The following is a 24,461-nucleotide window of genomic DNA, read 5'->3' as shown; positions in this document are numbered from 1 at the left end:
GAAGTGTAGGAGAGAAGAATAATGTCAGAAACGTATCGTTCTCGTGAGGAACGAAAACAAATAAAGAAAAAACAACAAGGAAGTGGAAAGTCCTCCCCAAAAGGATCATTTTTGAAAAAGATCTTACTTGTTTGCTTGCTGATTGGCATCAGTTTAGTAGGAGCAGGAGTCGTTATTTTCTTTTATATGATTAAGGACGCTCCTAAAATAGAGGCCTCAAAATTGGAGGACCCACTATCGACGAAGTTTTATGATAAAGACGGAAAATTTATCTATGAATATGGAAAGGAAAAACGAACAAAAATCACATATGATCAAGTTCCAAAAGTGTTGGAACAAGCATTTATTGCTACAGAAGATTCTCATTTTTATGAACACCATGGTATAGACATAAAACGAACGGGTAAAGCAATTTTTGAAAACTTGACTGGGGACTTCGGATCTCAGGGCGGAAGTACCATTACACAGCAAGTTATTAAAAACTCATTTTTGTCTCCTGAAAAAACGTTAAAACGAAAAGTACAGGAATGGTACTTGGCGTATAAATTGGAGCAAAAATATTCCAAACATGATATTTTAACAATGTACTTGAACAAAATTAATCTTGGAAACCGCTCTTACGGCGTTGCTGCCGCAGCCAAAAATTACTACGGTATTGAAGCGAATGATTTGGAGAAATTGACCCTTCCGCAGGCTGCTATGTTGGCAGGACTACCACAAAGTCCGAATAACTACGATCCGTCTAAACCGGAAAACGAAGAAGCAGCGACAAAGCGCCGTAACCTTGTCTTAAAATCTATGCATAGACAAGGATATATCACAGAGCAACAAATGCAGGATGCAATGAAGGTTCCGGTAACGAAAGGTATTGTTCCGAAAAACAATCAAGAAGGTATGCCGTATGAAGCGTTTTTGGATGCTGCAACAAAAGAAGTTGAAGACAAGTTAAAAGACGTCAATATCGGTACGGATGGTCTTCAAATTTATATGACACTTGACCCGAAAGCGCAACAGTATGCCGATAAAATCATGAATACGCAAGATATTGTGAGTTATCCGAACGACCGTTTCCAGGCAGCTTTTACGTTTATGGATTCGAAAACGGGTGAAGTGCGTGCCATTGGAAGTGGTCGCAATGAATATAAAGCAACATTTCGAGGAAATAATTTTGCTATTGATATAAACCGTCAACCAGGTTCGACGTTTAAACCAATCTTTGATTATGGTCCGGCGATTGAAAATTTAAAATGGTCAACGTACCACCAACTTGTGGACGAACAGTATCATTACTCAAATGGAAAACCCATTCGAAACGCTTATACGGATTATAAAGGTCCTATGTCTATGCGAAACGCTTTAGTAGAGTCACGGAATATTCCCGCTTTGAAGACATTACAGAAAGTTGGTTTGAATAAAGCAAAAGAGTTTGCACAATCACTTGGAATTACATTTTCTGGTAATCAGGTTTATGAGTCTTACGCAATTGGAAGTAATCTTGTGTCTCCTCTTGAAATGGCAGGAGCATATGGTGCATTTGCAAACGATGGTGTGTATACAAAACCGCATTTCGTTACAAAAGTTGTTTTCTCAGACGGTAAAGAAATAAGTTTTAAGCCGAAAGGCAAACGCGTTATGCATGACTATACGGCTTATATGATTACCGATATGCTTCGTGGTGTAGTGAATGCCTCTAACGGAACAGGTACAGCAGCTAATGTACCAGGTCTTGATATTGCAGGAAAAACGGGAACAACAAACTTTGACGACAAGACACTCAGTCAGTTCGGCTATCCATCTAAAGCAACAAATGATAGTTGGTTTGCCGGTTATACACCACAATACACGATGGCTGTTTGGACTGGCTATGCGAAGAATGGCCCAGGGAATTATATGCTTGGAGATACAACAAAAATCTCGCAGCTTATTTTTAAAGCAATGATTCAAGCAGTTGGAACAGACACGTCCAGATTTCAGCAGCCGAGCAGCGTATATCAAAAGAATAATGAGCTATACATTAATGGGGTTAGTCCTGACGCTGTTCCACCAGCAGCGGCGCCACCAGCAGCGGCACCACCAGCAGCGGCACCATCCGTGGCGCCATCCGCAGTTGTTTCACCGGAAGCTCAAAATCCGGAACAGGATGATAATGAAGGAAATGATAATGAAAACTCAGGTCATGGTGGAGATAAAGAGAAAAAAGGCAAAGGTCAAGATAAAGATAAAAAAGACAAACATAAACATAAGCATGACTAAGGCAAATACAGAAAAAGGATAGCTTAGTCATGAAGTGTATAGATTTCTAAACTTGTAATAATGAATACTACATCAAATAGGGAAATTATAGTATATCGTTTTTTAATGATATACTATAATCGTACACATCAACGTCAATAAAACTATCAAAAAAGGAATCAATGTTATGATTCCTTTTTTGATATGCTATATATAATATTCCGTTCCTTCAGTTATTTTTCATTATCGATTAACGAATCGTTTTAATATCTTGAATAATCTCTTCATACGGTGTATCGGTAAGAGCTGAGTAGCTCTTTACAACAGTTCCGTTTTTATCTACAAGATAGAGTTTTGTTCCGTGAATGACTTGTGTTGTACTTGCTGGTTTATCTACAAATGCTTGAAAGCTATTCTTGGCAAACGTAGTGATTTCTTCTTGTGTATAGTTTGTTAGAAAGTGCCAATTAGACATATCAGTATCATAGCGTTTCATAAACTCTTTCATTTTTTCTGGCTTGTCCACAGTAGGGTCTACACTGAATGAAACAAATTCTACATCTTTGATTCCTTCTTCTTTCAACATGTTTTTAAGTTTTGTCATATTGGCTGTCATAGGCGGGCAAACCGTTTCACAACTTGTGAAAATAAAGTCTGTTACCCATACTTTTCCTTTTAAGTCCGAAAGACCAAAAGGTTTTCCGTTTTGATCGGTATACGAAAACTTCTCTACTTTCCAATTCAATGAGTTTTCTAATTGTTTGTCTCCACATGCACTTAAAAATACGATTATGCTGACAATCATCAGTAATGTGATATTACGAACTTTTTTCATATGTATCCCCTTTCATTTCTTCATTATGTATAAAGAGGCTATGTGATAGCCTCTTAACAGATTACTTGTTTCGTAGTAAACGCATACTATTTAAAATGACAAGGAGTGCAGCACCTGTATCACTAAGTACAGCAATCCAAAGTGTGAGCCAGCCTGGAAAGATAAAGGCAAGAGCGATAAATTTAATAATTAATGAGAACCAGATGTTTTGTTTAATAATGTGCAATGCTTTACGGCTTAACTTCATTGTATAAGGAAGTTTTTCAAGATTGTCTGCCATCAATACAATATCTGCCGTTTCCATTGCAGTATCGGTTCCTGCACCGCCCATAGCAATACCAAGATTTGCTGTGGCAAGGGCAGGGGCATCATTAATACCATCTCCGATCATTGCTACCGTTTTACCTTCGGATTGAAGTTGTTTCACTGAATAAACTTTATCTTCTGGTAGTAAATTAGCGAAATAACGATCCACTTCCGCTTTCTGTGCAATATGCTTAGCTGTTCCTTCATTGTCTCCTGTTAACATAACAGTTTCTTGAATGCCTGCTCGTTTTAACTCCTTAATGGTTTGATAAGTGTTCGAACGAATGGAATCTGCTACGGAAATCATCCCTAGAATAGAGCGGTTTGTTCCAACAAGTATCACCGTTTGACCAATTTGTTGCATTTCTTGAATTGGTTCTTTCCACACTTGAAGTGAGACACCTAAATCATAGAATAGGGTAGCGTTTCCAGCATAGTAGGTTTTCCCGTTGATGTTTACTTGTGCACCTTTTCCTACAATTGTACGGAAGTCCGTTCCTTCTTGAGCGGGAATTTGATGTTCTTTTGCATATGTTGTGATTGCTCTTGCGATTGGATGGTTGGAGTATTCTTCAATTGTTGTCGCAATAGACAGTAACTCATTTTCAGAACAATCTAGGCTTCTCGCGTGCATTACCTTTGGTTTTCCTTCGGTCAATGTTCCTGTTTTATCAAATGCGATAGCATTTAACGAACCTGCCACTTCTAAAGCTGTCCCGCCTTTGATGAGTACACCGTTTCTCGCAGCATTTCCAATGGCAGATACAATTGCGACAGGAGTAGAAATGACCAAAGCACAAGGACATGCGATAACGAGGAGTTCTAATCCTTTATAAATCCACTCCATCCATGCTCCCATCCCAAGGAGAGGAGGGATTATCATAACTATAAGTGCTAATAGAAAGACAATTGGTGTATAGATTTTTGCGAAACGATCAACAAACGCTTCGGTCGGTGCTTTCTTTTCTTGCGCTTCCTCAACAAGGTGTATAATCCGTGAAAGAGTGGTATCCTCGACGAGTTTGGTTACCACGATATATAGAGAACCTTCTTCGTTAATTGTTCCTGCATAGACAGAATCGCCAGTTTGTTTATCGATTGGAATAGACTCACCTGTAATGGGTGATTGGTTCACGGTAGAAGTACCTTCAATAACTGTGCCATCTAATGGGATTTTCTCACCTGGTTTTACGACAATTATTGTACCTATTGTAATATCGTCTACAAATTTTTTTGTAAGTTCTGTTCCAACTTTCACCCATGCTTCTGAAGGTGCTAAATTAATAAGTCCACGAATTGATTCACGCGTATGTTCAATAGATTTGTTTTGTAATGTTGCCCCTAATGCAAATAACCAAACAACCGTTGCCCCTTCTAGCCACTGTCCAATTAGCGCAGCACCAAATGCAGCAGATGCCATGAGAACATTCATATCCAGTGATTTACTTCTTAAGGCGTAAAAAGCACTTTTTGCAGGTTTATATCCTCCAATTAGGATACTGGCTGCGTAGAAAATTGTAATAAGCAGGGGTGGTGTATTTGCAAATCCACCAAAAAAGCCAAAAGCTAAAAATAATCCTGAGAGAATCAAAGTTGTATCTTTAGATTTTGAAGCGGGTGTTGCTCCTCTATGTTTTCCTGCTAAGGATGCTTCAAATCCTGCATTTGACACTTCCTTTATAATGTCCTCTGCGTTTCGGTCATGACGAATATGCATCTTTCCAGTAGCGAAGTTTACGCGAACTTCTTTCACACCTGCCACGTTTTGTAGATGTTTTTCGATTGTTAAGGCACAAGCGCCGCAATCCATGCCTCCGACCAGGTACGTTTCTACACCATCTCCTGTTACTTTCGGAGTGTCACGAAGTGAGTTGTCTTCACATGAACTATTACTACAACAAGAAGAGGTTTTTGATGTTACTTCTTCTTTTGGTGTGGTGGAGGTAGAAGAGCAGCATGAAGATACGTTTTTCGATTTAGACTCACAACAAGAATCAGAAGAGTCATTTTCTGTTTTTGTAGTATCAGTGTTACTACTGCAGCAGGAAGTCTTCTTAGGAACAATTGGAATCTCTTTTTTAGAAGAACAACATGATGATGTTTCCTTCACTACTTCTTCTTTAACAGGAGTTGGTGAAGAGTCACTGCACGAAGAAGTTTGACAACAACTCGCCTGTTTCTCTTTCTTATCTGTCATGACAATTCTCTCCCTTTTGAGATAAACAAGCATCGTTTTTATCACATGATGCTACCTCGTTCTGTACTTCATGAAATACAACATCAAACATCGTGAGTAACTGTTCGATTTGCGCATTTCGTAAAGAATAGTAGACGTACTTTCCTTCTTGTCTTCCAAGGATAATGCCACATCCTTTTAAACAGTTCAGGTGTTGGGATATATTGGACTGATTTCCTTTGATAATTTCTACAATTTCAGATACCGTTTTTTCACCATCCATCATACACTGAAGAATCTGAAGCCTTGTTTTATCAGCAAATCCACGAATAAATTTGGCTTTTATATCTAAATCATTTGTATTGCACAATTGTATTCACTCCACTCGTATTAGTCATTACTAATATGTTTATTCTTCATTCATATTAGCATTGGCTAATATGTGTGTCAAAATATTTTAAAAAAAGTCTGAAAAATATTTTGTTAAACCTATTTTTGTGTTTGAATTGAAACGCTTAATTAAAGAAATAGGGGAAGGTCTCTATAGGAAAAGGTACCTCTCAAATGGTACCTCTTTTCCGATATGCTTTCGTTGAAATAATTACAATTAAAGAAATGGAAATAAGAATATAGGCGATACCTCCAATCAAACCTAAGGAACGTGGAGTAAAGTATTGAAGCGCTGATCCAGAAATTAACATAAACAATCCAGATATTCTCTTTACTCTGAACGAATATGAAGGATAAGGCAAACAAGATCCTTATAAGGTCTGTTCCAACTAATATTGTTTTTCTCGAAAATCGATCAGCCAAAATGCCCCCGATTGGCCCAAAAAACAAAGAGGGTATCAATCGGATTGCTAAAGTCATTCCCACGGTCAAGCCTGAACCTGTTAAATGCAGTAGCATCGCTAACACAGCTACAGAACTAAAGCGATCTCCAATACCATTCACAATTCCAGCTAGAAATAACTTCCGATATTGTTTTTCTTCATTTATAAATGAAATATTCATAGCTATCTCCTTGTTTTATACTTATCTAATTTTATGATCATCTAATTAGTTGGGTAAAAAAATAAGGGCGTCGGGTGACACCCTTTACTTCAACCACCATAGCTCAACGGGGTTTAACTCATATTGATTATTTTCTCGGTACATATATTGGCACATAATAAGCTCACGTCTTAATGTTGCATAATCCTCATGAAACTGCTTTAAATATTCATTAATTTCTTTCTCTTGATAAACTTTTCCAAATTCTAATCCTTTGATCATATGCGAAAGTACAACAAGTTTTTTCTTCCGTTGTGCAGGATAGTTTTTCAGCTTTCCATCTTTTGTGAAGAAATTATTGATAATAGCTGAACGTTCCTTTTCAGTAACCGACATTTCCATGTTTGAATCACCTCCTGTTCCTACAGTAAAAATAGCCTTAGCACTCATTTCTAATATTTTTGTATTAAGAGAAAAATAGATCGTATTTTTATCACGGCGTTCTTTTATAAGTCCAACATCTCGCAGCTTCGTAATATGGTGTGTAATTGTTGGTGGCTTAAGCCCTAACTTCCCAGCAATCTCTTGTCCGCTCAAAGGACCTTGTTGGAGCAAGGCAATAATACGAACCCGTGTAAGGTCACCTAACGCTTTATGAAACTCAACAATTTTGTTTAATTGCACTCAGAACCCCCTAATTTAATGTTTATCTAATTAGATTGTAATCTAATTGCTTTTATCATTCAAGTAATTAAATGATGAAGGTGTTTATAACGGTAGGCAGGTGTATTTTTCCACGATACTTAACGTAAGTGCAAAAAATATTGCTGTAATAGGATTTACTGTATCTTAAGCAGTGGGAAGAGGGAAGAAAAGAGATACACAAGGAGTGTATTGTAGAAGAAATTTTAAAATTGCTTTTTGGAGGGGGAGTTCTCATTTGTATTTTTACGGTATTCTTTTAAAGGTTTTCGTAAATTGTAATCTCTGGTGATAAAGTGACACTAATTCCTGCGGAAATTAAGTTTTTTATTGTATAGATATCCTCGCAAAATCATATATTTCGAAGTTTTTCCGATTTCATTGAATGAATTTCAAAAACTACCCCCATAAAATGATTAGTTGGTCCGAATCTTATATAAGGGAAGAAGAGAGTCGTTGTAATACTTGATATATAATACTCATCCTGAATCTATTTAAGCTAAAGTATAAAACATTATAATTTATTTTATTATCGAATATAAAGATATTGAAACATGCTATACAATCAATTTCTCCATTAGCAGATTTATTAATGATTCAAGAGATATTTAGTAGTCATCTCCTAAAAGTTTTATGGTTTTATCTTTTATTCTTTGTAATTTACCTTCTTGCTTCGCTTCTAGAAGAAGTAAAGCATCCAGTTGGAATGGAGACATGCCAGAAGGTATAACGGATATAATGTTTTTTGTCATCTTTAAATGTGCCTCTTATTTTATGTTTCTATGAATAGATTATTTGTTCGTCACTGTACCTTTGAATTAGCGCACTTCGGTTTTTGCTTTACGGGCATTTACACCCTCGCATTAGCCTTGGCCAATTTCTCTTAAACTTTGAAGTAGGGGACTTACGACTTATAAATAGTGGGACAAATCCCAGTAATATTCGCTAAAGATAGTACGAGTACATAATATGTAAATAGAAAAATAACCCACTTTGAAAATTATACCAAAATAGTAAAATGACATGTATTAGAATGTATCGTTTGTTTGTATAAAACGTGAATAAACACTTCTATATAAAGGTTATTGAAGAGTTTGTATGTTAAAAATATTTCGAAATACTTGTCAAAAATACTATATTAAAATTTCTATAAAAATAGTAATATGTAAAGGTAGTAGAGAGGGACATAAATGTTGGAGATCTGATTTATTAGAACGTATATTAAAAGATTACATAAAAATAGACCTCTTCCAGCTACAAGATTACTACAATTTAAGGAGAGGGTGTGCAGAAGTGAGAAAGATTTGGCTATCTGTATGTACCGCTATTACGGTTTGCGGTTTTCAGACAGTACCAGTTGCAAATGCGGACACTACAAGCTCCACTTTGGCAGCTAGTACCGTCACAAATGAACAAGCGGTAAATTTCGATGGCTTGATTAAGGATAACATGAAAGGTAATGGTATATGGACAGTACCATATGGCTTGCAAGGGGCTAGTTACCTTGGAGACGTTACCAAATATAGTGGTATGATGGTTCATGTTATTGGTAGTGCACAGATTGGAAATGTGCTTTGGTATCATGTACAGATAAATGGGAAAGATGGAGGTTGGCTTGATAGTAAAGTTCTAAATGCTGCAACGAATGTCAATCAGAATCAGCTGGTCGTCCTTACAACAGGGAATGGAGTTTGGTCTATTCCATATGGTCTAAATGGCGCAAGCTATATCGGTTCCACTAATAATTATGTAGGAAAAGACATAAAGCTGATTCAGAAATTAACGATAGGAAATGTTGTATGGTATCAATTTAGCGTAAATAATCAAGTCATTGGCTGGATCGATAGTCGTGCGTTAAGTGGTTTGACGAATTTGCAAACCATAAACCAAACGGCTGTGATGGGTGCGACAAATGTCAATGGTATATGGAGCATGCCATATGGCCTTCCAGGTGCAAATTATTTAGGATCGACCGATCGATATGCTTTTCGAGATCTGCAGTTACTGGAGAGCGCTACATACCAAGGTGTACAATGGTATAAGTTTAGTATAGATGGTCAAGTTATTGGCTGGATTAGCAGTTATGCGTTAGACAATGCAGGGATAGCAAAGCCGGCAAACTTTTCTGTTACAATTGGAAGTACGAATGGTAACGGCATATGGACCGTACCGTATGGCATTGCTGGTGCACAATATGTACAAAGTACCAATGATTATACATATCAAACGCTTCAAGTTGTGAAGACTGCAACAATAGGAAATGTTACTTGGGATCAAGTAGCAAAAGACGGTAAGCTACTAGGCTGGCTCGATGCCGGGAAGGCACTTACGGATTTAACGAATATAAAAGATGAGAATCGAACAGCAGTTATAAAACCATCTACGAACGGTGATGGCATATGGACTTTACCATATGGGGAATATGGCTCGAAATTCGTAGAATTTACAAATAATTATAAATATCAAATGGTGCAAGTAATACAAAGTGCTACAAAAGGTTCTACTACTTGGAACAAAATTAAGCAAGGCGATCGTATTTTAGGTTGGGTTGATGCGAATGTATTATCTTCGCAAACTGCATATACTCAGTTGGATCCAAATGGAGAAGTTCATTATAACTGGGGATCAGGAGCTCCTGCTGGTTTTCCTTCTCAACAGTTTCAAGCTGATTTTGTTCAAAATAAGCAATTGTCTGGAGGAGATTACTTTGTTCAGTCGTTTGCAGATGACGGTATAAAGGTTTCGGTTGATAATAATCTAGTCATCGATCGCTGGACATTAGCTGCTGGTGAAACGAATCGCGCTATATTACCAAATGTAGCAGCAGGCTCCCATAGCATTCATACGCAATATTATCAAGATGGTGGACAAGCAGCTGTATTTTCAGATGTAGTACCATTTGGTAGCTGGCTTGCATATTACTATCCGAATGAAACACTTTCTGGATATCCTGTTGGTGCTAAGACTCTTTCACAAGCAGCAAATGGCGGCTTACAAGATGATAATGGTCTTGAAGGCTCCCCAGTTACAGGTGTACCAGGAACTCATTTCTCAGCACGCTATGTCACAGCTAAGCACTTGAAAGCTGGTCAGTATCTTTTATACACGGGAGCAGATGATGGAGTTCGTGTATATGTAGATGGGCAAAAAGTTGCAGATACATGGGGGTATAATACTTACAATGAACAAGCGTTAAAAATTGATATTCATGATAACCAAAATGCAACAAATGGATTAAGTGATGTTCACTGGATTGAAGTGGAGTATATGCAAGGTACTGGCTTTAGTAAAGTAACGACAACACTGAAACCTGCCTATACATTTATTGACGTTTCACACTGGGAAGGAAGTATAGACTGGAATCAAGTGAAGCAGTCTGGTATTAGTGCTTCTTATATGAAGGCAACCGAAGGTACTTCATATACAGATCCAACCTATGCACAATACGTGCAAAATGCATCTGCAGCAGGCCTTTTAGTTGGAGCATATCACTTCGCTCATCCAGAACAAAATGACCCGATAGTGGAAGCGAAACATTTTGTTGATGTATTGAATCAATATCATACCGATTTAATGCCTGTACTTGATCTTGAATCACCATCTAGTCCGACAAATACGATAACAGGATCTTATGTGTCAAACTGGGCACGTACCTTTATTAATTACGTACAGCAGACAACAGGAAAACGCGTTATGATCTATACGGGCCGCTGGTATGTAAATGGTTTTAACATAACTGGACTCGGCGATGTACCTATTTGGGTTGCAAAGTATGGCTCTACCCTTCCAACTACATTAAGTGATTGGAAAGGCTGGAATTCTTGGCAATATACAGACAGTGCGAATGTAAATGGAGTAGGAACGGTTGATATGTCTGTTACAACTTCTTTAGATGGACTTAAGCAATAACGGATTTCATACCTGTATATTCAGGGAGAAGAAAATACGAAACTTAATGAAAAAAGCAGACCTTTTTAGAAAAGGGTCTGCTTTCTTTCATTAAAAAGATAAGAAATTGTATTATTTTAAGGGATTACAAATTAATCAAGCAATAGTTACTTTTAATAATGGCGAAATGGAATTAATTTTTATGATTCACTTAAAAATTAATATGAATGAAAATAGGATGATATCAAAATTCTTTTTTAGTAAATTTTGAATATCATCCTGTTTAATGTATCCTTTGTATGAATAGTGTAGAATTCATTATTTGTCATCAAATAGAAAGGAAATCTTTTTTGATTACCATTCAACCCCATGTTCTGATTCAGAAATGATTATACCACCGCCGTCACCTCTATTTAATTCAGGCACAGGTAAATCAGTATGTCCATCTTGTTTAATTATATCACTATAATCCCCCAGAGAAAATGCAGGTGCACCGCCACCATCTCCACGATTCAAAGCTTGGCTATTGGATTTGGTAAAAGTATTTAAACTAATAGTTAAAGCACTCGTAATTGCTAGTCCCGTTATTAATAAACCAATTTTTTTCATTATTTTAATGCTCCTTTTTCACGGTATTTTTTGCTCGCCATGATACTCATATAAAAATACTGACTTGCTTTTGAATTATTTTCTTCTTCATAGAATTTCAATGCTAATTTTTCAGTATATTCTTTTACGCACTCCCATAAACCTTCGCTTTCAAAATACGAAATACCTTCCAAAACTGCCTTTTCTAATTCTGCAGTGTGAGAATGTCTATTTAATTCTTGTAAAATTATAAAACGATGTTGGAATTCTTTGTTTTTTAGTTCATTGCAGAGATTTAATCCAGATTTAATGAATTCATTTGCAAGCTCAATTCTACCTAATTTGTAATTTTCCTCAGCCATAGTAAAAATAGCTTTATAATGTCTAGGTGATTTTTCAACAACTTCAGAAATATGACGAATTGCTAATTCTGAAAGATTTTGACTTCCGTATAGCCATCCTAAGTTACTTCGAACCATTAAAACAGCTTTTTCACTATTTAATTTTTTGAAAACATCTAAAGCAGTATTGAAGCTTTCTTCTGCTTGTTCAAATTGCTTTAAGTCGATACAACATAAAGCAAACATATTTTCACATAGAGCTGCATTAATTTGATAATCTTCATGTTTTGCAAATTCTTCTTTTGCTTTTTTTATGTAATCAATTCCTAGTATTGGCTGATACGATTGATAATAGAAATAACCCAATCGATAATTAAACTCAGCTTGTTCAAATGGATTCTGAACATATTTTAAAAGTTTTTCAGCCTCTTCGTATTGTTCTTTTGCTTCTTTATATTTTGTAATGAGTGTAAAATGAAACGCTTTGAAAAAATGATAATAATATGCCAGAAATCCTTCACTTGGAATTTTAAAAGACTCTACCTGATCAAAACTGTCTTCTTTAATCTCTATCCAGTCTGTTAAAACTTTGTATCTAAAATTTAGCAAAGAATAATATAATAATAATTCATGATCTTGTTCTGCATTGTTGATTTTATAATCAATATCTTCTTTTAATTGTTTCGATTCAACAAATTGTTGTTTCAATATCGATTGATACCAATTATTGAGTAAACGTGTAAGTAGTTCTTTTGTTATGACTTCTGTACTCATAGTAGATACGCCTCCCTTTTAACTAAATATTACCATAATTCTGACTGTTGGAGGGGAGGGTTAATTTCTAGAGAAATTGATAAAAAATAATCAGAATATTCTATATATTCTGATTATTTTTTTATTAAAAAACCTGTAATGTGTAGGATTTGCAAAGAAAAGAGGTGTGAATTGCACCTAACGGATTCTCATTTGGAAGAAAAAAGTGAGAATTAAAAAGTTGAATGACAGACCAAATAGCAATATTTTGGTCTGTTTTTTTATTATTAAAAAATGAAGAGATAGCTTCGTTTAAAACGTGGTTTCATCAAATTTTAATTCATACGATATTAAAACAAAAGCGGAAAACATTTTTCTTTTTTGCAACCTGAAATAGTTAGATCTCTATCATGATCAGATTCTAAGCTGGTTTAAGGAACATCGGCAGCGAAATCAAGCATACTTACTGTTACACCCATTATATATCTATTGATTTTCTTCAAACTGACAGGAAGCAGGTCGGTCAGTGTGTAACACTTTACCGAAAACAAGACGATATAACAGAAGTGATGAAAAGAGTCCCAAAAAGTGCAGATAAAAGGAAGCAATCCATATTTTACGAAACGTTTACAGTTCGCGGATTTGAATTTTACAATCCGTTGATACGATAGAAGTGCCATCGATAGGAATAAAAAAATTAAAGGAGATGTTTATGGTTACCTTAAGGAAGTTTAACAAGTCATTCTTTTCACTTATCATGATAGTTGCATTCCTACTAAGCAGTATTGTTGGCTATACGCCGGTGCATGCCGCAAGCGATGCATATAGTCTGACAGAAGCAGAAAACTTTAGTTCCAAGTCGGGTTCCTACCTTAAAGTTGAATCATGTCCAGATGGTGGACAAAGTGTGGGAGGTACGAATGACAATCAGTATTTAGTATATAAAAATATTGATTTTGGTAGCGGTACTAATGGTGCTACGAAATTTAGTGCAAGACTTTCAGTAAAGGGATCAAATGCAGGCGGTAATATTGAAATCAGGCTTGACAGTCCGACAGGTCCTTTAGCGGGAACGCTTACTGTCGCTACTACAGCACCAGACAACTGGAATGTCTACCAGACTCAATCTACCGATATTGCCAATGTTACCGGAACTCATGATGTATACCTTGTATTGAAGGTAGCGGCGGGAAAAACATATGTAGCCAATCTTAACTGGTTTCAGTTTTCAAAAACGTTGAACAGTATTGACATTACAAAACCACCAGCAAAGACTGTTTACCGTATCGGAGAGAGCCTTGATATTACAGGTATGGTAGTCACCGGCACATACATAGATGGTTCGACAAGGGTGGAGGAAGTTAGACCTTCCGATGTAAGCGGGTTCAACAGTTCAACTGCAGCGGCCAGCCAGACACTGACCGTCAAAGTACGCGGTAAGACAGCAACTTATACAGTAGAAATAAAGCCAAAGAATCTAACAAGCATCACAGCACCTGCAGCGGTTACAGGAGTGATAAACGGAACAGCGCCTACAGCGGTAGCCCTTGGATTGCCAAGTAAAGTAGCACTTGTGACCGATGGCGGAAATGTCGACGCACCTGTGACATGGAATATAGCTGCTTCAGGTTACGATCCGGCTGTAAAGACCGAGCAGAATTTCACGGTAACGGGAACAGTAGATCCGCCAGCAGAGGTTGCAAATCCGAATAATGTAGCATTGTCAACAAGCATCAATGTTACGGTTCTTGCTTCAACAACACCTGAGAAGGATACTAGCTATAAATTCAGTTTTATGTCCATTTCTGATACACATGCAAATGTACCAGGTGATTTCGCTAATGTCTCACTTAACAATGCATTGCAGGACGCAGGTAGTAATAATGTGCAAAATGTTAGCGTTGCTGGAGATCTTACCGACTACGGAACAGATGCACAATATAATTTACTTATGAACACAATGAATAAATATCCTCAACTTAATTGCAATTATGTTTTAGGGAACCATGATGTAAGGTGGTTGTCGGGAGGATATGATACTGCTAAAAGCAGATTTTTGACACATACAGGTATGCCAGATACTTATTATGATAAGTGGATAAACGGATACCACTTCATCTATTTGGCAACAGAGACTGATGATAAGGACAGTGCATATCTTTCAGATACTCAACTTCAGTGGTTAAATGATAAGTTGGCAGAGGGTGCAAGCAAAGATAAACCGATCTTTTTATTCCTTCATCAGCCACTAGATAATACTGTATATCAGGAATATCCTTGGGATCCTTATCAAAGTGATGAGGTACAGGATCAAAAATTAGAGGACATTATTGGGAAATATCCTCAAAGCGTTTTTATAACGGGACATATTCATTATCCTCTCACGTTACCGAGTACTTTTTATAACAAACAGTACTTTTCAATGGTAAGAGATGGAGCTGTTAAGGATTCAGGTCAAGGCTTGATTGTAGATGTTTATGCCGACAGGGTTGTGATAAATGGAAGAGACTTCAACAAAAAGAGTACGATAACTAATTGGACCATCAATAATTATACAGCCGATGCACTTGCGGCGGATAAGCAAGCGCCTATCGCACCAACTAATGTCACAACGAAAGTAGTAACAGACAAGATGGTAAATCTGTCATGGGATATAGCTACTGATAATTTTAAGGGTAATGTAGGTGTTACAGGTTACGATATTTATAATGGAGATACTTTGATTGGGTCAACAACAGGGCGTACGAACTATAAAGTAACAGGATTGACTCCAAATACGACATATCAATTTACTGTAAAGGCTAAGGATGAAGCAGGAAATGTTTCAGAGTCTAGCATTCCATTAAAAGTTACCACTTTAGGCTACGATCCTGCTCCAGTAAATCTGGCTCTGAACAAGACGGTTACATCCAACGGAAGTTTGGTAGGGTTCGAAGCGTCTAAGGCAGTAGATGGATCAGCTTCAAGTGGCAGTAAGTGGTCTTCAAATACTACTGGGGACAAATGGTTAATGGTTGATCTTGGACAAAATTATGACATATCCAGATGGGTAGTAAAGCATGCAGGAGAAGGCGGCGATACTTTATCTCTAAATACTAAAAATTATAAGCTTCAAGGAAGTCTGGATGGGACTACTTGGACTGACCTGGATTCTGTTACAGGAAACGTTTCAAATGTAACGGACAGGTATATACCAAAAACCAACGTAAGGTATGTAAGGCTTTATATTACTACGCCGCAAAATGCTAATGAAACGGGAACTGCAAATATTTATGAATTTGAAGTTTATGGTCGAAGCGCCGATGTTCAACCGCCTGTTACAACGGTAACGACAGATGGGATTACCGGTGAAGGCGCTTGGAATGTAAAGGATGTGAATGTGAAGTTCACTGCAGAGGATGATCCAACTGGAACGGGTGTAAATCGCATCGAGACAAGAGTAGACGGCGGCGATTGGACAAACAAGACCGAATTGACGCTGACTGCTGAAGGTATGCATAGCGTTGAGTATCGTGCCATAGATAACGCCGGCAACGTGGAAGCGGTGAAACATTTTGTCATTGGTATCGATAAGACGACACCGGCAATCGCGGTATCCGTACCAGGGGATGGAAGCATTTATAAAGATTCTGAGGAATTGACGCCTCAGTTTGCATTGACCGACAACTTTTCGGGTGTCGACAACAGCAATACGACGGTGACTCTCGATGCGCATTCTTACAAAATCGGAACGACGACTCCGCTGTATACCTTGCCGCTTGGTCAGCATACCCTTGTTATATCCTCTAGTGACCTAGCCGGTAATCAGGGGAGTAAAACTGTTCATTTTCAGACAGTGGCCAGCATCGATTCCTTAAAGGCGTTGGTGACACGCTTTGCCGATACGAAATGGATTGACAATGCCGGAATTGCTAGTAGCCTGCAGGACAAATTGGCAAACAACGATTTGAACAGCTTTGTGAATGAAGTGAAGGCACAAAACGGGAAACGCATTTCAAGTGAAGCTGCAACCTATTTGCTGCGAGACGCTCAATATGTGTTGTCACAACAATAGCACATTTATAAACAAAACAGACGACCAATTCTATGGTCGTCTGTTTGTCTATTGGGGGTAGATGATAAAATAAATTGCTATGTAGTTTAATTCTTATTATTGAGGATCGATTTAGCAGACGGAAATGAGGTAGAGACACTCTTTAGTTTATATAATTTACAGTAGGAAGTTCATTTAATTTATAACGTAATAGATTAATTATATAATGAATATGTGATTAAAAATGTAAAGTATATCATATACTTTATAAATGTCTAGGAGTGAGTAATAGTGAAGATTAAGAATGTTACATTCAATAAGGATCAAAACGGTGAAATCCGATTTGAAAAAAATAGGGTGATTCTCTATTTAGATATAGAAAAGGGAGGAACTGTACTTCTTTTCTGTGAAATAAATCCGAATGAACATACGATCAAAGCCAGCAATGTATCATTTGAGGGGTTGTGGTGCCCTTGTTGTGATAAAAGAAATATGTCTATATGTCCAAGTCTATACAGCAAGAAAGATACATTGTTGCGTGAAGCATATAATCTTCTAGAACAACATTCCGATACGAATTTTTCTACAGTTACAGGTCCATTACAGATTATATAAGAAAGATAGAAAGGTGCCATAGTGATGGCACCTTTTTAAATTTGCCTCTTATCTTATGTTTCTATGAATAGATCATTTCTTCATGCGCCTACCTTTTGGTTAGCCCACTTAGGTTTTTGTCTTTACGTATGAAACAATTGTTTTGGTCATATGTTTAATCGCGATTTTTGTTGACTTTGTCAATTCTTCGGTAATATTTGCAATCGAATTCATGTTATCACAAAGATAAAAAAACATGTTGAATATTTTAGAATTGACATGACATTATATTAAATTTATACTGTTAGTAACATATTACTGTTAATGACAGTATAATGTTATTAACAGTGTTAATTTTAATGTTATGTTAACGAAAAAATTTTTTGCATTTAAATTAGGAGGTTATATATTTCATGAAACATACAGGGAGACATACAGGTGCATTTCTTTTGCTGTTTTTAACAGAGGGAGATAGCTATGGAGGAAAACTTCTGCAGAAATGTGAAGAAGAGCTTCCCATCAATCCAATTGATAGTGCCATCATATATCGCACACTAAAAAAATTAGAAAAAGAAGGTGCTGTTGAGTCTTATTTGGACACATCTGATCAAGATAAGCCGATAAAGATGTACAAAATTACTACAGCTGGAAAAAGACAATTAGAAGATTTTCAAATAGATATTGAAGAAAAAATTAAGAATTTATCATTTTTCTTAAACAAATATAAAGAATGGAAGGAGTCTAATCATGATTAATGGTGCTATCCTTTACGCTATAGCCATTATTCTTACCAGTATTTCTTTTATAAAGGATCGGAATAAAACAAAAGATGCTCTATTAAAGTCATGGAAAATGTTTCGTAATCTTATACCTTCCATGCTATCGATTATGCTTTTCGTTGGACTATCACTATCTATATTAACGCCTTCCTTCATTTCTTCCATCATTGGGGAAAAATCTGGATTCATCGGTATTGTTTATTCAGCAATAATTGGCTCTGTTGCACTCATTCCAAGCTTTGTTGTGTTTCCTCTTGGAAATACATTAGTCCAAAATGGTGCGGGCCTCCCTCAAGTTGCGGCATTAATGTCTACATTAATGTCAGTAGGAATCACAACTTTACCGATGGAACAAAAGATATTTGGGCGAAGTTTTGCTTATTCTCGTAATGCATCTGCATTGTTAATGTCTCTCATATTCTCGTATATTATTTGGGTGGTGATGGTATGAATGAATTAAGAAGATATCGTTTCTTTTTCATTTTACTATTGGGACTCATTATATTGACTTTTATAAACCAATCGTTGGGATGGAACGCATTTCAATTAACAGGAAAAAGTATTTTAGATATGCTGTTTCTACTTCCTCCTGTCTTAATATTCGTAGGGTTGCTTGACCAGTGGATGAAGAAAGAAACATTAATTAAATATATGGGGAAAAAATCTGGTATCTATGGCATCTTGTTCTCCCTATTATTAGGAGGAATTGCAGCAGGTCCCCTCTACGTAGCCTTTCCAATCGCAGCACTTTTATTAAAAAAGGAGCGAGCATACGATACATTGTATTTTTTCTAGGAGTTTGGACAACTGCAAAATTACCGGTGATGGTGTATGAATTTGCTTCATTTGGAGCTAAATTTACACTCATTCACATTTGTTTTGGTCTATTATTTTTCTATTTAATGGGTATTATTTATGAGAAGTTTTATGACCAACGACAATTGTTAAAGTATGATATAACTAAAGAAGTTTAGATTTAGATTAATAAGTCTTGAAGCACCTCAATCCCAGGTTCTTTTGTAGCTGTAAATTTTAAATAGCGTTTGATCAAAAACACCTTATAAAGTGAAACTTCCATCAGTGGGGGTTTTTTCATCCCCCACTGATGGTTAGTTGAACCAATCGAACTTTACGGGCAGTAAGACCCCCACCTATCTTCTTCGCTTTCTTTAAATCTTGAGGTGGGGGTCTTACTGCCCGTTAATGCGGGATAAACCAGCATTTTAAGATAAGTAAAAAGAATCCACTTTGAAAAAAGATTAATCAAAATGGATTCTTTTTCAGCAGTTTTAAGTTTAGATTTTATAAAAACTAAACCGGTATGAATTTATTGGTCAATGGGATAAAACGATTCATCTTTTTTGCAAACGGTATAACTTTCTTAAAAACGGTACGACTTTGTTTCAAAGCTACAATAAAGTCTCAAATAGGTAAAAATGTACTAATCAAACTATAACGATTTTACAGGTACACATATTTCGCAATAATCGTTGTTAATCATATCACTCGTGTATCTTTCTAAAATCGGTTTGTTGTCAATTTGATATCCACTGTTGTGTAAAGCTGGAAAAATTTCAGCCCATGCTTTTTGAATATCTTCCGTTGTATGTTTGACTTTGCAAATAACATACTTTCCACCAGAAAGTTCACTTTCGCAGATTGAATCATCAATTTGATAATCCTTTGAAATCACAATACAAGCATCATATCTACAGTTTTCAGGAAGTGTTGTTTCAGGGTTATCTTGTGGAATTCCAAGTATTATTGCCGATTTAACAAGGTTTTTCTCCTCAGCCCATTTCTTTAACTTTTCCATTGCTTGAATGTTAGCAGGACCATACGGACCAACTTGTCGCACATATGCAATGCGATATTTTGGAAGAGTTTCGACTTTAATATTCATAGTATCTGTTTCCTTTCTCCATTAATAGTTACTACATTTCAAATGCTATTATGATATAAAAATATAATCAATTATTTTTTTAAAATTGATAATTTTCTTACTCAATAAATGAGCGCTTTTCTTGAAGAGGACCTATTAATTACTCAGATCTCTAAGTCCATTAACACAAGAAAAATCCCTTCTTTTTCATTAAAAGTAGGGATTTTTCTTGTGTTAATTTATAAAGAGGGAAGATTATTGGCGAATTCTGGATTTAGTTCTTCAAACTTATGACTATAGTGTCTTTTGTTATTGAAACCCACAAAATGAATACCGTTACAAGGTTCTATATTTCCATCTACAATATTTGAGTCAACGAAACTCAAGTGCTTTAATTTTAGAAGTTCTTTAACAAATTGCAAATTTTGTATGTCTCCGCAACTAGCGAAGATAAGAGTTTCTAACTCTTTTAAACAAGAAACATAGCTGTGATTTTTTATCTTGCTGCAATTGCTAAACTCAAGCCACTTCAAGGTTGATGAATTTTTTTCAATTTCATCAATATACTCTATATTCCTTAAATAATTGATTTCTAACTTAGTTAGTTTAGGAAATGCACCGCATCCTTTTAGTGAATCAATATTTCCTTGCGTTATCGTTAATTCTTCAAGGTTCGTTAGTGAGGCCAGCTTTTCAAGATTTTTTTGTTTTGGTTTGTATTTCCAAATTAAAAGCTCTCTTAGATTAGGACAGCATTCGAATCCTGTAATATTTTTGTTCCATTGGATATAGAGGGTTTCTAAATTTGTAAAACTCTCCAGTTCCGCTAAATTAATAGGTACTGCTAGTTCATCTAGTGATAAAGATTTTAAGTTTTTTAATCTGTATAGTTCTGAAAAATCCGTAATATATGAGCTTCCAATGGATAATTTCTCTATTTGAGGACAGTCCTTGAGAAAATTAATGTGTGTCGGTTCATATCTAAGGCTGTTAATATAAACGCTTTTGAAGTTATGTGTATTAATGAAATCAACGTATTCATTGATTCTGTTCCCGTGAATTTGAACAGTACCATCAATCACTAAAAAATTATTTTTCTTCATTTTTAACCAACCTTTGTATGTGATTCATTTAAATACATTTTATCAAAGAAGTTGAATTTCAACAGATTTTCTTTAATACATTCTTAATAAGAAATCTGTAATGTGATGTGTAGTGATTGCAAAGAAAAGGGGATTTAATATAAAAAAGAAGGTTAAAACTATTGAAAGGGTACAGTCGACAAAGCGCGCATTTTGTACGCTAAGCGATTTTTTATATAGAAAAAGCCAATTTCCTGTACGAAAAGGAAGGATTGGCTTTTTTCATTTATTGAACTATTGATTCCCGTTAGTCATTCATGTCACACCTGGAAGCATGGATGACTAACGGGAAATTTTAAGAGTTTATTTTTTGTCCATTCTTAAACTCTTCAGAACAAATGGTAGTAAATAAAACCATTTCTTTTGAAGTGCGATGTGTTTTATCAAATGTTCACTTACAAGCAGGAATTACATACTTACCAAATAAGTCTAAGGATGAAAGCACTTTATGATGTTCTAAGCTACCAAAATTCATTACTGCCATAAAGTTTGTAACACCTATTTCACGGTAAGACTGAATTTGTTTAATAACTTCATCAGGACTCCCGATTACTGGATTAAAATTCTCTTTAAGAACCTCATATGAGATATTTTTCCCATGCGGGGTATTCATAAATAATTGATAAGGACCTTTTGCATTTGATTCAGCTTCTGCAGATGTTTCACCAACATGAACATGGAAGGCAACGGGGATTTCTAATTGATCTGGATTACCATGTCCTGATTTTTGATACACATTTTTGTATGTATCAATAAGCTTTGCTAATTCATCTCGTGATTTGCTAAATCCAAGCCCCATGAAATTGCTTCCCATACTGGCGACATGAGTAGCACCATTTTCACTAGAGGTTGCAATCCAGTGAGGGGGAAACGGAGCTTGAATTGGCTGGACACTAAGCTTGATTTCTTTATATTGAAAAAAGTCCCCTTGATGAGAAAAAGGCTTACCTGACCATGCTTTCTGTAACACTTCTAGAGACTCGTTAAATCGCTGAGCTTTATCCTCTAATGAAATATTATAACCATCAAATTCTTTCTGATTATATCCACTACCTAATCCCAAATCTAATCTCCCGTTTGATAAAAGATCGACAACCGCATAATCTTCAGCAATTCGTAAAGGATTATGTAATGGAAGTACCGAAACACCCACGCCAAGACGGATTCTATTCGTTCTTTGAGATACCGCAGCGAGCATAACTGCTGGAGAGGGGTTGATGCCAAAATCTGAGAAATGATGCTCTGTAAACCATACACCATCAAAATTCATTTCTTCAGCTCGAACGGCTTGGTCCAATACCTCGTTGTAGAATTGTCTGGGTGTTCGGGATGATTGATTTGGGTAATGGTCAAATATCGTTAATGTACTAAATTTCATTTAATTTCACTCCAGGGAATTTTATTTAACTTCTCTACTTCACGGATAGATTACAAAAACTTAAGATGATACTGTACTTAAAAATAATCATTCTAGTTTTCCGAATCATTCCACTGACGACTCATTTCTAAACCATAATCCATGTCGTAAACTTCTTTTATAGCTTTAACCTTTTCAAGGCTCTCTTGGCTAAACATGGGTTTGTTTTCAAAAGCATGAAGAACAATTCTTTCAAGAAGAACGCCTAGTGAAATATCGTGATACTCTGCCATTGCTTTTAAAACTTTTACCATTCTTTTTTCCATTCTCATGCCAGTTTGTACACGCTCAACTTTAATTTTTTGATCTTTTCCACTTGCTTGTTCGTTATGTTGTTTCATAATTCCACATCCTTTTTGCTCAAAATCATAATTTGTTATTTATATACCGATGTACCATTATAACAGCGTTGTACATATTGTCAATTATAGTGATTGCAAAGAAAAGAGGTGCAAATTGCACCTCTTTTTGTCATTTATTTTTGATCGAACACAAATATTTCTTTATATTTTCTCGCTTTTATCGTTTCACCATTTGAGGATGTCTTAGGTAGATCCTCTTGCCATGTAATGATAACTGTAATACCCTTTGCCTTTACTGACACAGGAAAGTTAGAAAAATGGCACTCATTATTGGGAACTGTTCTCTCAGTTTCTGGTGCGTCCATGTTTGCCCGCAAAGTCTTGGAATCGTTAAAGTTACTGTATATATCTACATCTAAATTATAAACATCTTTTCCTAGATTCTTCACATCTAGACTATATGTATTAACTACGCCTGGTTTTGGTTTTGAAAGCCTTGGGTCATCGTCAGCTTTATCAATTTTCAAATGCCAGCGTTCAGAGGACTTTGATATAGGAAGATTACTAAACGAGGAAGCTTTCGCTAATATATTGCTACTGAATATAAAACACACCATACAAAAAAGAATAACTGTTATCTTTCGCATACTTCAACCTCCAAAGTACAGGATTTTATCTCATTTACTATTTCCTGAAATAAAAGGTGATATGTACTAAATGATTAGCGACAAAATATGGGAGAATTGATATCTACTTCCGATAACACTGATTATGTGAAAGGAGAGTAGTCCGTAATATTTTTTGTATATAGTAGAGATGAGGTGATAAACCATGACTGAAAAAGCCTCTCCATTTAAACTTGGAAATGAAACAAACGGAACACTAAAAATTGAGGAAGTATTCCTACAAACTTTGGAAGTGTATTTTATAAGATTGCAAGACTAATAGCTTCCTGACTAACTTGGAGGGCTTTTTAGGTATGGATCAAAACTATATGCTACATTATTTCTCTCAAAATCATTGATGATTTCTGGAGTCAGTAGTAATCGTAATGGATCTTTTGTTGACTATTGGTAATCGGTATGTTCCTTTTAGAGAACTATACTTTTCATTTTGTTTCTACATAAGTATGTAAGAATAATTACTTGTCTCGTTGGGCTGTTTTTGCAAATGGTTGCATATAAAATCTTTTCAATTGAAACTTTTAACCCCAACTCCTCTTTGATTTCTCACACAAGTACTGTTTCTAGATCTTCTTCAAATTCTATTTTATCCCTAGCACATTCCCAAGTTACCCTGCCAACTTCATCATCATTAGCTCGCTGGGTAATGAATGCCTTGCTTAAATTTGTTGATAATATTTAAATGCTCCTGTAAAATTATACTAGTTTCCATTTATGCAAACGTTTTCGTAAAAAGAGGATGTTAGCTTATAATCTACAATCAATCCTTATTTTATAGGGGGCAGGTGTAATGGGATGAAGAAATTTATCTGATT

The 24,461-nt window shown here is 36.0% G+C and carries 17 protein-coding genes and 3 pseudogenes; 8 read left to right on the top strand and 12 right to left on the bottom strand.

The annotated features are described in order from the left end of the window. Positions 1-21 precede the first annotated feature (21 nt). Positions 22-2,253, top strand: coding sequence for a transglycosylase domain-containing protein (locus ACEWFJ_RS16170; RefSeq protein ID WP_473689227.1), 2,232 nt, complete (start codon positions 22-24; stop codon positions 2,251-2,253). A 229-nt stretch (positions 2,254-2,482) separates the two neighbouring features. On the opposite strand, the gene ACEWFJ_RS16165 is transcribed toward ACEWFJ_RS16170, so the two are convergent. The 5 genes from ACEWFJ_RS16165 to ACEWFJ_RS16145 all read right to left on the bottom strand — a co-directional run bounded on the left by ACEWFJ_RS16165 (position 2,483) and on the right by ACEWFJ_RS16145 (position 7,996). Beyond that, entirely contained in the window at positions 2,483-3,067 is a 585-nt protein-coding gene (locus tag ACEWFJ_RS16165; RefSeq protein WP_473689226.1) for an SCO family protein, read from the bottom strand. Positions 3,068-3,128: 61 nt separating this feature from the next. Next, positions 3,129-5,570: a heavy metal translocating P-type ATPase gene (locus ACEWFJ_RS16160; protein WP_473689225.1), complete on the bottom strand. Its 2,442-nt coding sequence runs from the start codon at positions 5,568-5,570 to the stop codon at positions 3,129-3,131. Next, positions 5,560-5,919 carry an ArsR/SmtB family transcription factor gene (locus ACEWFJ_RS16155; protein WP_253629226.1) on the bottom strand — a complete coding sequence of 120 codons (360 nt, stop codon included), beginning with the start codon at positions 5,917-5,919 and terminating at the stop codon, positions 5,560-5,562. Before ACEWFJ_RS16155 ends, ACEWFJ_RS16160 begins: the two co-directional genes overlap by 11 nt. Before the next feature lie 728 nt (positions 5,920-6,647). Next, positions 6,648-7,226 (bottom strand): DUF2087 domain-containing protein, encoded by a 579-nt coding sequence (locus ACEWFJ_RS16150; RefSeq protein WP_230576131.1) that lies wholly within the window; start codon positions 7,224-7,226, stop codon positions 6,648-6,650. 626 nt (positions 7,227-7,852) lie between these two features. After that, complete coding sequence (locus ACEWFJ_RS16145) at positions 7,853-7,996, bottom strand: hypothetical protein (RefSeq protein ID WP_473689224.1); 144 nt, start codon at positions 7,994-7,996, stop codon at positions 7,853-7,855. Positions 7,997-8,342: 346 nt separating this feature from the next. On the opposite strand from ACEWFJ_RS16145, the pseudogene ACEWFJ_RS16140 reads away from it, so the two are divergent. Further along, positions 8,343-9,800 (top strand): annotated as a pseudogene (locus ACEWFJ_RS16140) (GW domain-containing glycosaminoglycan-binding protein); the annotation flags it as partial. 33 nt (positions 9,801-9,833) lie between these two features. Further along, positions 9,834-11,147: pseudogene (locus ACEWFJ_RS16135) on the top strand (GH25 family lysozyme); the annotation flags it as partial. Positions 11,148-11,486: 339 nt separating this feature from the next. On the opposite strand, the gene ACEWFJ_RS16130 reads toward ACEWFJ_RS16135, so the two are convergent. Beyond that, positions 11,487-11,741 carry a Phr family secreted Rap phosphatase inhibitor gene (locus ACEWFJ_RS16130; protein WP_473689223.1) on the bottom strand — a complete coding sequence of 85 codons (255 nt, stop codon included), beginning with the start codon at positions 11,739-11,741 and terminating at the stop codon, positions 11,487-11,489. Continuing rightward, on the bottom strand, positions 11,741-12,835 hold the full coding sequence (locus ACEWFJ_RS16125; protein ID WP_473689222.1) for a response regulator aspartate phosphatase: 1,095 nt from the start codon (positions 12,833-12,835) through the stop codon (positions 11,741-11,743). Before ACEWFJ_RS16125 ends, ACEWFJ_RS16130 begins: the two co-directional genes overlap by 1 nt. A 691-nt stretch (positions 12,836-13,526) precedes the next feature. Here ACEWFJ_RS16125 and ACEWFJ_RS16120 point away from each other — a divergent pair. The 5 genes and pseudogenes from ACEWFJ_RS16120 to ACEWFJ_RS16100 all read left to right on the top strand — a co-directional run bounded on the left by ACEWFJ_RS16120 (position 13,527) and on the right by ACEWFJ_RS16100 (position 19,194). Next, entirely contained in the window at positions 13,527-16,868 is a 3,342-nt protein-coding gene (locus ACEWFJ_RS16120; protein ID WP_473689221.1) for a carbohydrate-binding protein, read from the top strand. Between the two features lie 270 nt (positions 16,869-17,138). Next, a complete protein-coding gene (locus ACEWFJ_RS16115; RefSeq protein ID WP_473689220.1) occupies positions 17,139-17,462 on the top strand; it encodes a hypothetical protein in 324 nt (107 codons plus the stop codon). A gap of 392 nt (positions 17,463-17,854) precedes the next feature. Further along, on the top strand, positions 17,855-18,196 hold the full coding sequence (locus tag ACEWFJ_RS16110; protein WP_429709457.1) for a PadR family transcriptional regulator: 342 nt from the start codon (positions 17,855-17,857) through the stop codon (positions 18,194-18,196). Continuing rightward, a complete protein-coding gene (locus ACEWFJ_RS16105) occupies positions 18,189-18,671 on the top strand; it encodes a hypothetical protein (RefSeq protein WP_154709543.1) in 483 nt (160 codons plus the stop codon). The genes ACEWFJ_RS16110 and ACEWFJ_RS16105 overlap by 8 nt, the downstream gene beginning before the upstream one ends. Next, positions 18,668-19,194: pseudogene (locus ACEWFJ_RS16100) on the top strand (permease). Before ACEWFJ_RS16105 ends, ACEWFJ_RS16100 begins: the two are co-directional and overlap by 4 nt. 476 nt (positions 19,195-19,670) lie before the next feature. On the opposite strand, the gene ACEWFJ_RS16095 reads toward ACEWFJ_RS16100, so the two are convergent. From ACEWFJ_RS16095 to ACEWFJ_RS16075, 5 genes are all read right to left on the bottom strand, one after another. Continuing rightward, entirely contained in the window at positions 19,671-20,123 is a 453-nt protein-coding gene (locus tag ACEWFJ_RS16095) for an AraC family transcriptional regulator (protein WP_473689219.1), read from the bottom strand. Between the two features lie 218 nt (positions 20,124-20,341). After that, positions 20,342-21,205: a leucine-rich repeat domain-containing protein gene (locus ACEWFJ_RS16090; RefSeq protein ID WP_473689218.1), complete on the bottom strand. Its 864-nt coding sequence runs from the start codon at positions 21,203-21,205 to the stop codon at positions 20,342-20,344. A gap of 430 nt (positions 21,206-21,635) precedes the next feature. After that, the gene (locus tag ACEWFJ_RS16085) at positions 21,636-22,622 is read right to left on the bottom strand and encodes an LLM class flavin-dependent oxidoreductase (protein ID WP_473689217.1); all 987 of its coding nucleotides are present in this window, start codon (positions 22,620-22,622) and stop codon (positions 21,636-21,638) included. 92 nt (positions 22,623-22,714) lie between these two features. Then, on the bottom strand, positions 22,715-23,002 hold the full coding sequence (locus tag ACEWFJ_RS16080) for a hypothetical protein (protein ID WP_098310556.1): 288 nt from the start codon (positions 23,000-23,002) through the stop codon (positions 22,715-22,717). Between the two features lie 134 nt (positions 23,003-23,136). Continuing rightward, a complete protein-coding gene (locus ACEWFJ_RS16075) occupies positions 23,137-23,610 on the bottom strand; it encodes a hypothetical protein (RefSeq protein ID WP_473689216.1) in 474 nt (157 codons plus the stop codon). Positions 23,611-24,461: the final 851 nt, after the last annotated feature.

It is taken from the genome of Bacillus sp. EA-CB0995 (assembly GCF_055814245.1).
Note: the sequence above shows the minus strand (reverse complement) of the source record. Positions and strands in the feature narration are given on the sequence as shown.